The 12,901-nt window shown below is 53.3% G+C and carries 5 protein-coding genes; 4 read left to right on the forward strand and 1 reads right to left on the reverse strand.

Features of this window, described 5'->3' with window-relative positions; all coding sequences use genetic code 11:
- Nucleotides 1-246 precede the first annotated feature (246 nt).
- The 3 genes from ACO0K9_RS27120 (at nucleotide 247) to ACO0K9_RS27130 (ending at nucleotide 5,245) form a co-directional block, all read left to right on the forward strand.
- On the forward strand, nucleotides 247-714 hold the full coding sequence (locus tag ACO0K9_RS27120) for a cache domain-containing protein (RefSeq protein WP_422990358.1): 468 nt from the start codon (nucleotides 247-249) through the stop codon (nucleotides 712-714).
- Between the two features lie 548 nt (nucleotides 715-1,262).
- The gene (locus ACO0K9_RS27125) at nucleotides 1,263-4,028 is read left to right on the forward strand and encodes a beta strand repeat-containing protein (RefSeq protein WP_422990360.1); all 2,766 of its coding nucleotides are present in this window, start codon (nucleotides 1,263-1,265) and stop codon (nucleotides 4,026-4,028) included.
- A 74-nt stretch (nucleotides 4,029-4,102) separates the two neighbouring features.
- Nucleotides 4,103-5,245, forward strand: coding sequence for an OmpA family protein (locus tag ACO0K9_RS27130; RefSeq protein WP_422990361.1), 1,143 nt, complete (start codon nucleotides 4,103-4,105; stop codon nucleotides 5,243-5,245).
- A gap of 222 nt (nucleotides 5,246-5,467) precedes the next feature.
- Here ACO0K9_RS27130 and glnE read toward each other — a convergent pair whose 3' ends face one another.
- Nucleotides 5,468-8,197, reverse strand: a complete 2,730-nt coding sequence (gene glnE / locus ACO0K9_RS27135; protein WP_422990363.1) for a bifunctional [glutamate--ammonia ligase]-adenylyl-L-tyrosine phosphorylase/[glutamate--ammonia-ligase] adenylyltransferase — start codon at nucleotides 8,195-8,197, stop codon at nucleotides 5,468-5,470.
- A gap of 393 nt (nucleotides 8,198-8,590) precedes the next feature.
- Here glnE and ACO0K9_RS27140 point away from each other — a divergent pair, with 393 nt between their 5' ends.
- Nucleotides 8,591-12,886, forward strand: coding sequence for a YhdP family protein (locus ACO0K9_RS27140; RefSeq protein WP_422990365.1), 4,296 nt, complete (start codon nucleotides 8,591-8,593; stop codon nucleotides 12,884-12,886).
- Nucleotides 12,887-12,901: the final 15 nt, after the last annotated feature.

The following is a 12,901-nucleotide window of genomic DNA, read 5'->3' on the forward strand; positions in this document are numbered from 1 at the left end:
GACATGCACCGGATGCGGCGACCTTTAATGCTTTGCTGGCTCAGTCGGGCGCGGATGCCGTCACGCTCATCGGGCAGTTTATTAATTCGCCTGAGTATCTGGCCAGGTTTATGCCGGTTTGAGGGGGGCAGGGATTAATGTATTCGTTTAAACAGCACCGGCATATTGTGCAAGCGCATAAGTATTTATTTGCTTTTGGGTAAACCGGGGCGTAGGATAAAAATCCTACCCCCTACGGAGACTGCTATGCGACGAATTGTATTGGCTTGCCTGGTTTTTGCTGGTGTGTTGTTATCTCTGTCGCCGGCATTGGCTGCAGGTGATCGCGGTAGTGCGGAAGAGGCGATTGCTCTGGTCAAGAAGGGCAAGAACTTCATCAAGGCGAATGGTAACGAGTCTGCTTATACCGCCATCAATGATCCCAAGGGACAATTTGTGGACAGGGATCTGTACCTGTTTGTCTTCGATGCCACAGGCAAAACCCTGGCCCATGGTGCCAATGCCAAACTGATAGGCAAAAACCTGATTGACCTGAAAGATTCTGACAATAAATATTTCATCCGTGAATTTTTAGAGCTTGCCGGCAAGAAAGGCAAGGGATGGGTGGATTACAAATGGACGCATCCCCAGACGAAGGAGATAGAACACAAATCCACCTATATAGAAAAACTGGATGATGGCACGATCATTGGCTGCGGTATCTACAAGTTATAACTGATCTGTAAGCAAGGTATTTTCAAAACAGGCATGCGTGAGCATGCCTGTTTTATTTGTGCGCCATTATAGTGGCGCCGGTTCCAGCTTCTCATGTACTGACTTTTTGTACTGACTTTTTTTTATACTTTCTTTCTCATACCATCTTCTGATTGCTGGCGACATGCCATTGCGATCCGGTAATCGGTACACCATCTCCCCTCGCTTCATGCGGCAGTCTTTTTCTCAATGTGTGGTTTAAATAAATTCAATGACAGTTGAGTGTGTTATCGCACAGATCATGGTCCGTGAAAGGGCGATAAGTAACACTTGATACGGTCATCAAACCTTAAACGCTTGATCACCTGTCAAAGCACAGACTGATAAAGATTGCCCCCCACACGTGAAACCCATTCTGAAAAGTAACTTCACATGAGGTCGCTGTCTGCAACAAAACAAAATTATGCATTGCGGCCACACCGAAATTACTCGGCACCGGACTCACCTGAAAAAAGGCAAAAATGAATATCCTACAGCGTTACCTGAGGCCGCTTGCATGCGTGTCCGCAATGCTCATCACATCATTGATCGCCGGTTGCGGCGGTGGTGGTGGTGATCCGATTTTAGGCATACCGTCAGCGACTTTATCAACGCTGACCGTCAGTCCAGTTACTGCTACGGTAGCAAGTGGTGGTATGCAGCAATTTGTGGCGACGGCAACGTATGCTGATGGTGCTTCGCAGGATGTCACTGCGACGTCGGCCTGGACTTCTGCCAGCCCGAATGTCGCAACCATCGTGAGTAATACCGGTGTCGCCAAAGGTGTGGTGAATGGTACGTCCGTGATTTCTGCCAGCTTTGGCGGGAAAACTGCTTCGGCAACATTGACTGTGTCCCAGTCATCGCTGCTGTCGATTGCACTGCTTCCTGTTAATCCGTCTGTCGCGGTAGGTGGCAAGCAACAGTTTCAGGCAATGGGAACATACTCTGATGGCACCACCAGTGACATCACGGCAATTTCGAGCTTCACTTCGGCATCACCTGCCTTTGCCACCGTCACCAGTACGGGATTGGCGACGGGTGTGGCAATCGGTTCGTCAACTGTTAATGCCGTATCGGGTAGCACGACGGCCACTACCACGCTGACCGTGACAGCAGCCAATTTGTTGTCCATCGCTTTGACGCCGGCCAATCCGCCTATGCAAATCGGTACCACGCAACAACTGACTGTGACGGCAAAATATTCTGATGGCAGCAGCGTCAACGTCACCGCCAGCAGCAGTTTTTCTTCTGCCACACCAGCTATCGCGACAGTCTCAACTGCCACGGCCAGCAACGGTTTGGTGACTGCTATCGGTAGCGGGACGTCCACGATCACTGCAAGCTTTAATGGTAGCAGCGCGACGACTACCGTTAATGTGAGTTCGGCGTTATTGACTTCGATTACCGTCACGCCAGTTAATGCCAATCTTGCGGTCGGCAGCACACAGCAATTTATCGCCAGCGGGAATTATTCTGATGCGACGACAGCGAATATCAGTAATGGCGTGACCTGGACTACCAGCTCACCATTGATTGCAACGGTCTTACCGAATGGTCTGGCCAGCGGAATCAGCACCGGCACTGCACTCGTCACAGCAACCCTGGGTGGCAAGACAGCCTCTGCTTCCTTGGTGGTGATACCTGCGATTACCCTGAACTCCATTGCCATTACCCCTTTGACTGCCAATTTATCGGTAGGATCAACCCAGGCATTTATAGCGACCGGTACTTACTCTGATGGCAGCAATGTGAATATCACAAACTCTGTCACCTGGAGTTCTGGTACCACATCGGTTGCGACCATCCTGGCTTCAGGTGTTGCCACGGGTATCTCTGCAGGCACCACAATTATCACAGCAAGTTCAGCCGGAAAAACGGCGACATCAACACTGACCGTCTTGTCTGGTACTGCACTGACTTCGATTGCGGTCACGCCAGCCAACACCAATATGCTTGTTGGTGCGACGCAAGGTCTGGTTGCCACGGGTAGTTATTCTGACGGTAGCACTGCTGTCATCACCAATTCCGTGACATGGACCTCAGGTGCCAGCCCGGTTGCGACGGTTACTGCAAGCGGTCTGGTGAGCGCGGTCACGGCGGGTAGTGCACCTGTGGTGGCCATATCCGGCACCAAATCCGGTTCTGCGACCATCAATGTCTTGCCGGTAGCAACATTAAATACCATCGCTGTGACGCCGGGCATTCCGAGCATCGGGGTAGGTGGTACGCAAAACTTTGTCGCTACCGGTAGTTTTTCCGATGGCAGCAGTCTCAACATCAGCAATGCGGTGAGCTGGACTACGGCCAATACGGCGATTGCCAGCGTATCGGCGAGCGGTGTTGCGAATGGCCTGTCAAGTGGAACGACTACCATTACAGCTAATTTGTCTGGCAAGTCTGGTGCGGCCAGCTTGACAGTGACACCGGTCGTGACACTCAGCAGTATCGGTCTGACGCCATCCAATGCAAGCGTAACAGTCGGCGCGTCGCAACAGTTCACGGCAACTGGTAACTATTCAAATGGAACCAGCAATAACATCAACAGCACAGTCAACTGGCTTTCCAGTGCAAGCGGTGTTGCCAGTGTGTCGGCCAGTGGCCAGGTAGTGGCTATTGCCCCTGGTGTGACGAATATCTCTGCTACTCAGGGAGCGCAGACAGTGACTACCAGTTTTACTGTCACGGCGGCACCGGTTGCCGGCATTAATCTGGGCAGTGCCACCAGCTTTGCGGTACTGGCAGGCACATCGATCACCAATAATTCGGGCGGTACTACCCTGATCAGCGGTGATGTCGGTTCACAGTCACAGATTGTGGATCCGGTACAGACCGCCGGTTTCATTAATTACAAATCCGGCGCTATTTTGAACACGGCCCTGTCTGACCTTCAGGTGGCGATTGCGGATGCCAATAGCCGTACCTGTACTTCCAGCTCTGCCAGCGGGATCGATCTGGGTGGACAAACCTTTACACCTGGTGTGTATTGCTATGCAGGTGCGATCAATATTACTGGCACCTTTACCATGAATGGCGCTGGCCTGTATTTGTTCCGTAGCAGTTCGACTTTAAATTCAGTGGCCAATTCTATTGTTGCCTTAACGGGTGGCGCGTCTGCCAGCAGTGTGTTCTGGGTGCCAGTGGCGGCTACCACACTCGGTGCAAACAGCGTGTTCAAGGGAACCATCATGGCGCAATCTGCCGGCATCACGATGGGCGATACGGCAACATTGCAAAATGGCCGTGTTTTGTCTGGCAGTGCAGTGACTCTTAAAAATAACGTGATTGCACGTTAAAAAATCATGGATACATGAAAGGGATCACGTCGCTCCCTTTCATCCAATTTCACTCATCTCATCAGGAGAAACACATGGCGCTGCCAAAAAAATTAATGACACTCAACTTGTTCGCCTGCGCGCTGCTTGCCAGCCAACTGGCACAAGCCGATGAACCCTGGACCAACCCGGATTGGGCCGATAGTGCCTGGTACATAGGCGGTGGTGCCGGTCGTGCGAGGGCCACTATCGATAAGGATACCTTGACACGCAGCCTGATGAATAACGGCGCCAGCGGTGTCACCTTCCGCACTAGCGAGCGTGACACGGCTTACAAGCTGTTTCTGGGCAAGCAGATGAATAAATACTTTGCCATTGAAGGCGGGTATTTTGATCTGGGAAAATTTGGTTTTGATGCCACCACCACGCCGCCAGGCACTCTCAGTGGTGAAGTCGGCTTTCGCGGCTTCAATCTGGATCTGGTCGGGCAGCTACCTTTATCGGAACGTTTTTCCCTGCTTGGACGCATCGGCGCGAATTATGCCAGGGCGGATGCCCATTTCACCGGCAACCGTCTGTATGCAGTCACCAACCCCAATCCTAGCGAGAAAAAACTGAACCCTAAAGTCGGGCTTGGTCTGGAATATAAATTTACTGAAGCACTGGCCCTGCGCGGTGAAGCAGAACGATACCGTGTCAATGACGCGGTGGGCAATCGTGGCGATGTCGATTTTTATTCCATCAGTGTCGTCTACAAATTGGGGAAGCCTGCCTACGTAAGGCCGGTATCCTATATTGCACCACCGACTCCTGCACCAGTCATGGAGCCGGCACCAGCACCTGTCTTTCGTCCAGCGCCACCACCGCCAAGACCACAGCCGGTTTCTGAAAAAGTCACATTCAATGCCGAAGCGCTATTTGATTTTGACAAATCCATCGTCAAACCTGCGGGCAAGCAGGCGCTCGATGATTTGCTGAGCAAGCTGCAGGGTATGAATACGGAAGTGATGATCACGGTCGGTCATACCGATTCGGTAGGCAGTGATGACTATAATCAAAAACTGTCCATCCGTCGCGCTGAAGCCGTCAAGGCCTATCTGATTACCAAAGGGATTGATGCTTCACGCGTGTATACCGAAGGTAAAGGCGAAACCCAGCCGATTGCTGACAACAAGACCAGTGAAGGCCGTTCCAAAAATCGTCGGGTCACGGTTGAAGTTGTCGGTTCACGTCCTTAGCGATCTTACTGCGCGTGCGTGATCGGGGCTCATGCGCTGCTCAAAATGCTCATGTACTTGAGTACATTCCGCTTTTTGCGCGGCTCTTCACCCCGTTGACGCTCGCTCGCTACAGATCGTATACAGGTTCTTGAGCTCCAGGCAGGATGTTCTCTCGCCTGTATGCAAACAAAACATGCCATCCAGAGTGTACTCTGGATGGCATGTTCATTTTCGTGACACCTAAGCCAGCAGGCTATCCCATAGTGCTTTGCTTGCATGCGCTTCTTTGGCGATCATTTCTGGTTCTACCCGGGCCCGGTCTTCGCCCTGCAGGCGTATGCCATGCTGTAATTTGCGGAACAGGCGATAAGCGACTGCAGTCTGATTCGCCAGCCCTGCATCAATCAAACCCAGTTCACCGCAGCGTATCAACAGGGCGATGTTACCCTTGTTGGCGGTCAGTTCCGGATACTGGCTGGCGTATTTCAATACCAGGTATTGCACGATAAATTCTATGTCTATCATGCCACCGGCATCCTGCTTGAGATCAAACAGTTCGCTGCGGTTGACATGGGCATCATGCATTTTCTTGCGCATAGTGATGACTTCGCTGCGTAGCTTGTCGTCATCCCTTTGCTGGCGCAAGACCTGCTCGCGTATTTCTTCAAACTGCGCGCCGATGGTGGTGTCACCGGCACAAAAGCGGGCGCGTGTCAGGGCCTGGTGTTCCCACAGCCAGGCAGATTTTTCCTGGTAGCGGGCAAAGGAAGCCACGGACGATACCAGCAGGCCACTGGCACCATCTGGCCGCAGCGCGATATCGATATCAAACAAAATACCGGCCGGCGTGTGGCTGGTCATCCAGGTGATGAAGCGTTGTGCCAGCTTGGCATAATTGGCTGGTGCTTCCTGATCTTCATCGTCATACAGGAAGATGACATCCAGGTCGGATGCATAACCCAGTTCCTTGCCCCCCTGTTTGCCATAGGCGATGACAGCAAAGCGCGGCGTGAGCCGATGGCGGCTGGCGATGGTTTCCCAGGCTGATTGCAAGACGGCAGCGACGATGATATCTGCCAGTTGCGATAATTCATCGGCCAGATGCTCGACGCTCAACTGGCCTTCCAGATCCTGTGCCAGCAAGCGGAATTGCAGCGCATGATGCATTTCGCGCAGGGTTTCCATCTGCCTTTCGGTATCCCCCTGATGCTGCTCCAACTGATGTTGCAGATCCAGCCGGAAAGCTGCCCAGTCGGGGCGCTGATGCAGCGAAGATTCGTCCAGCAATTCATCCAGCAGGATAGGGTGACGGCTCAGGAACTTGGCTGCCCAGTCGCTGGCTGCCATCATGCGTATGACACGTGCCAGTGCATGCGGGTATTCGGTCAGCAGGGCCAGGTAGGCGGCGCGGCGGGCAATGGTTTCCATGAAATCAAGCAGGCGGTTCCAGGCCAGCAGTTGATTATTGCCCTGGCGGGCGACGATGTTCAGGGCATGGTTGATCAGGGCAATCAATTTGTTGCGACTGGCTTCTGACAAGGCCTGTACCCTGGGCGACTGCCAGGTCGCCATCAGCCTTTGCGTAATGGCAGTGGCATCGCCGCCAGAAAATCCTAAACCGGCCAGATGGTTGGCAATCAGTTCGTCGCTGTCAGGGCCAGACAGGCTGATGGCCAGCATGCCTTGTTCAGTCTCGCTGTTATTGTTGCCCTTGTCGCGGAAAATCGCATCAAACTGTTCGGCGATGAATTCACGGTGCGGGCGCAATTGATCCAGCAATGCAGCGACGCTGACGCAGCCCATCATGCAGGCGATTCTTTGCTGGTCTTCTTCCCGCACAGGGAAGGTATGGGTCTGGGCATCATCCAGATATTGCAGGCGGTGCTCCAGGTTACGCAGGAAGGTGTAAGAATCCAGCAGGCGCTTGACGATGGCGGTATCCAGGATGCCTTTGTCAGCCAGGGTCTGTAAAGTCTTGCGGGTAGAGCGATCACGCAGACTCGCATCGCGGCCGCCACGGATGAGCTGGAACACCTGCGCCAGAAATTCCACCTCGCGGATACCGCCACGGCCCAGTTTGACATTATTGCTGCGCTCGGGATGCTTGGTTTCCTGGCGCACGACTTCGGCCCTGATCTGGCCATGCATGGAGCGCAGGGAATCAATCGCCCCATAATCGAGATAACGGCGATACACAAAGGGGCGGATGATTTTTTCCAGCGCCGCAATATCGGCCGGCTGGCCAGTCATGGCACGTGCCTTGACCCAGGCATAACGTTCCCATTCCCGTCCCTGGATCAGAAAGTATTCTTCTATCATGTTGAAGCTGGCCACCAGCGGGCCCGATGCCCCATTCGGGCGCAAGGCCATATCGACGCGGAAGCTGAAACCGTCTTCGGTCACTTCAGAAATGGCGGCAATCAGTTTTTTACCCAGACGGCTGAAGTATTCATGGTTGGACAGGCTACGCTGTGTTGCGTCCTGCACCCGGGTTTCGCCATCTTCGGCATAGCAAAAGATTAAATCAATGTCAGAAGAGACATTCAGTTCAAAACCACCGAGCTTGCCCATACCCAGCACGATCAGGGCCTGTTCGGCACCGCTTTCTTCACCAAGGGGAATGCCGTGCATGGCTTGCATGTCGGCGTTAATGGCCTGTAAGTGCTGCTGGACGACAAAGTCGGCAAACAGGCTGATGGTGGTGACTACCTCATCCATGTCTGCCTGTCCACCAAGATCGCGTTGGATGAGGGAACAGATCACCAGATTGCGCAAACGGCGCATGGCTTTGTTAAGAGACTGGCCCGCGTATATTTCTTTTTGTAAAAACTGCGCAAAACCCTCTGGTCTCAAGGATAATTCAGAAACTTGCTGTAAAAGCGTTTTTCGGCTGACATCTGCGTTAAGCCAGTTGGTGAAAAAGCGGGAAGCCTGAAGTATTTCAGCGTCTGGGGAAGGGCTTGCAGTCATAATGGGGCATAGTTAGCCAAAGATGCTATTGATTTTAAGCGATCTGCGCCCTAAGAACGTAAACAGGCTCTAGTGGTGCAGTATGCGCTGTCAGAAGTTAAATCCGCAGCGCAATCGGACATAAATATATTGATACTCCTGTTGAGTATAAGAAAATCGTCAACCAGACCAGTATGCCGGAGCGGGCCCTGGCGGGTGTGGCGATAAGGATCAGAGACAAAATGCCAGAGCAGTTGACATGTTGAAAATGAAGGGCTTCCCGTTATTTGCAGCCCACGAGTTGACGTTAGCCGTAAGTGTCATCCCTGCCATAGATGTTATGGCAAGACAAAGGGATAACAGTTGGGCACAGTTGACTTCAGGTACGACTTCTCTACAGATTGAAATTTGGCAATGACTCAGGCAGAACAAGCACACATTGCTCATCCCGCAAAGACGGAAGAAATCCCGCCACCACCCAGCCGGTTCTGGTGGTTTTGTGGGTATACCTGGCGTACCTGCGGCCGGGGGCTGCGTCTTACGCTGAAATTTCTGCTCTTGCTGTATTTCCTGTTTTGCGCCCTGGTGCTGGTGTTGCGCTATGTCGTCTTGCCGAATGTGAACAGCTACAAACCGGATATCGAGAAAATGATTTCGGCGTCGCTGGGACGGCAATTGCAAATTGCTAACTTGCACGCTTCCTGGCAGGGGCTGAATCCGCAACTGGTGCTGGATAATGTCGTGCTGCATGACGCCAAGGGTATGCCCGCACTGAGCCTGCCACAGGTCTCGGCGACGCTGTCCTGGTGGACGCTGGCAGTGGCAGACCTGCGTTTTGAACGCGTCGTGATTGAAAAACCGGCGCTGGACGTGGCGCGTGAAGCCGACGGCAAATTCTTTGTCGGCGGGTTCTTGATCGACCCGGCAGCCGAAAGCAAGGGCCAGGGCATGGACTGGGTGCTGTCACAGCGTGAAATTGTGATACGCAATGGCGCGGTGCGCTGGACCGACAAGCTGCGCAACGCGCCAGAATTGACACTGCCAGATGTCAGCTTTGTCTTGCAAAACCAGTGGCGTCATCACCGTTTTGCCCTGAAAGCCACACCGCCCGCCAGCTTGTCTGCACCGCTGGATATCCGTGGTGATTTCCAGCACCCGGTGTTTGCCAAAAAAATAGCCGATTTTTCCTTGTGGTCGGGGGAACTGTATACTGACCTGCGACATGCCGATTTGCTGGCGCTGAAGGCCTATGTCGATTATCCGGCGGATGTCAAAAAAGGGTATGGCTCGGTACGTTCATGGCTGCATCTGGAAAAAGGCCGGGTCGCCGACCTGACTGCCGATCTCAGTCTGACGGATGTCGTCGGTAAATTTCGTGCCGACCTGCCAGAACTGGACATGGCCCTGGTCAGTGGCCGCCTGGTCGCCAGCGAACACCAGGCACTGAAGGCAAAATACCTGTCGTCGGTGTTTGGCCAGTCGGGCCACAGCATATCGCTCATCGATTTTTCCATGCGCACCCGCGATGGCGAGCAATTGCCGCCTACCAGCATCAAGGAAACTTTTACTCCCGGTGAAAAAGGCCAACCCGAAAAGGTTGAGCTCTATGTGAAGACCCTGGATTTGCAAACCCTGGCCAATTTTGCCGAGCATTTGCCACTGCCGGCTGACCAGCGCCAGATGCTGGTGGATTTTGCCCCCAGGGGCCAGCTCAGGGACTTTACCGCCAAATGGCAGGGCAGTTATCCGGATGTTGCCTCTTACAGTATCAAGGGGCAGTTTATCAATTTGTCCATGCAGGCCCAGCCAGCCCAGTTGGCACGCACCAGGACGGCACAGTTGCCGGCCAAGGCAGCAGTGCCTGCCATTCCCGGATTTGAAAACCTGTCTGGCCATATCGAAGCAAATGACAAGGGCGGCAACTTTACCCTTGATTCCAAAGATTTGTCCTTGCGCCTGCCCAGCTATTTTGTTGATCCGCTGATGCCGTTCTCGCGTCTGCTGATGCAGGCACAATGGCAGTTTGTGGCGCAAGACAAGCTGATTTTTCAGATTAATAAAATGGACGCCCAGCAAGAAGGCATGCATGCCGTGCTGAGTGGCAGGCACATCATGTCCATGCGCCATGGTGCCGATGCCCAGCCGGGCGAGGTGGATCTGACCGGGAATATTTCGGGTTTTGATTTAAAACAGCTGGATCGTTATATTCCTACCGTGGCACCTGACCAACTGCGCCACTGGTTATTGAATTCCATCCTGGATGGCCGGGCGGACGATGTCACCATACGCATCAAGGGTGATCTCGCGCATTTTCCTTTTACCGGTACCGATGGCAAGCGTGCGCATAAGGGCGAATTTGTCGTCAAAGGTAACCTGACCGGCGGCAAGCTGGACTTCACCGCCGGTGCCCTGGCGGAAGATGGTCACCCCTTGTGGCCCGTGATTGAAGATATCAAAGGGAATTTTATTTTTGATAAAGCCAGGATGGAAATCAATGGCGATACCGCCAGGACTTTGGGTGTGGACCTGAAAAAGGTCAAGGCAGTGATTCCCGACCTGGCCCACCATAATGGCATTCTGAATATCGATGGCACCGTCAATGGCAGCCTGCAAAACATGCTGGGCTATGTCGGTGCCAGCCCGGTCAGTGGCTGGCTGGGGCATTTCCTGAAAGAGACAAAAACCACGGCCCCGGCGGCCTTGTCGCTGAAACTGCAATTACCGTTGCAACACCTGATTGAATCCAAGGTCCAGGGCGTTTTGAATTTTGCCAATAATGACGTGGTCTTGCAGCCCAATATACCGATGGTGTCTGGCCTGAACGGCAGGTTGGAATTTAATGAAACTGGCGTCAATCTGGGCACGCTGAAAGGCAATTTGCTGGGCAGCGGGGTGCAGATCACCGGTGGCTCACAAAAAGATAACAGCGTCAAAGTGCGGCTGGACGGCAACATGACGGCAGAAGGTTTGCGCAAGGTGATGCCGCCCTCCATGGCGGATCGAATCGGTGAGCGCATTACTGGCAGTGCCCGTTATAGCGCCAGCATCCATGTCAAGAAACGCCAGCCAGAGATAGTGATTGAATCAAACCTGAGCGGGCTGGCATTGAACTTCCCCTTGCCTTTGAAAAAGAGTGCAATGGAAGCCATGCCCTTGCGCTTTGAAATGCTGCCCCTGGCCAGCAACGATGCGCAAGTCTGGCGCGATGATCTCCGTGTCTCGCTGGGCAATACCGTGAATGCCCGCTATCTGCGCCAAAAGACCGGCGGCGCGCCATGGCAGGTGCTGCGTGGCGGTATAGGTGTGAATGCACCGGCCCCCGAACCAGACAGCGGCTTGAGTGCCAATATCGAACTCAAGTCCCTGAATATCGATGAATGGCGGCGTCTGGCTGTACCTGCTGCCAGTAGTAATAACATCAATAGCAGCAATAACAGCAATAACAGTAACAGCGGCGGCAGCAGCGCACAGGCAGCCAATGCAGGCCAGAATACCGGGCTTGAAAAAGAGAATATGGAGCTTGATCTTAGTCCATATCTGGAACCAACTTCCATGGCCGCACGGACGCCAGAGCTGCATATTATGGGCAAGCAGCTGGAAAATGTGGTGGTCGGTGTCACCCATCAAAAGAATGTCTGGCAGGCGAATATCCATTCCAATCAGGCAGCTGGTTACCTGACCTGGAATGAAGGTCCGGGCGGCCAGGGTGTGGGTAGTGTGACGGCCAGGCTGAGTAATCTCATCATTCCGCAATCGGCAGCGGCTGATGTCAGTGAATTGTTGGAAGGTAAAAACACGACGACCCAGATACCGGGGCTGGATATCGTAGCCGAGAATTTTGAGTTGTTCAATAAAAAACTGGGGTATCTGGAATTGCAAGCTGTGAATCAAGCTCAAAGCACCAGCGGGCAAGCTCAAGGCAACAGCGGGCAAGCCCAGGGCAACAACGCGCGTGAATGGCAGATCAACAAGGTCTTGCTGAAAAACCCGGATGCAGAATTCAGTGGCAACGGCAAATGGTCCAGTCAGGGCGGCGATGGCCGCACCCAGCTCAACTATGTGCTGGATGTGGTGAATGCCGGCAAATTGCTGGAGCGTCTGGGTTTTGTTGATGTGTTACGCGGCGGACGCGGCAAACTTGAAGGTGACGTGCACTGGAATGGCCTTCCTTTTGCCATGGATATACCGAGCATGAACGGGCAGATCAAACTGGTACTTTCTAGCGGGCAATTTTTGAAGGTGGATCCGGGGGCGGCCAAGCTGCTGGGCGTGCTGAGCATGCAGTCGTTGCCACGTCGTCTGACACTGGATTTCCGTGATGTATTTTCTGACGGCTTTGCCTTTGATTCCATCGCCGGGATGGCCCAGATACAGCAGGGCGTGGCAAAAACCGATAACCTCAAAATGCTGGGCGTGAGCGCCACCGTACTCTTGCAGGGAAATGCTGATATTGTGCATGAATCGCAGAACCTGCATGCGACCGTGATCCCGGTCGTGAATGTGGGCACCGCTTCCGTGGTGTATGGTTTGGCAGTCAATCCGGTGATCGGCCTGGGCACCTTTCTTGCTCAGTTGTTCTTGCGTGAACCTTTGAGCAAGGCCTTTACTTTTGAATACCAGATCAGTGGCTCATGGAAAGAGCCCACCGTGACCAAGATGGACAATCGCGATGAAGCAAAAAATAATCGCAAACCCATGGCAGCTCAGTAGATGCCAGAAATAGGC

Source organism: Undibacterium sp. Ji50W (assembly GCF_049340445.1).
GTDB lineage: Bacteria > Pseudomonadota > Gammaproteobacteria > Burkholderiales > Burkholderiaceae_D > Undibacterium.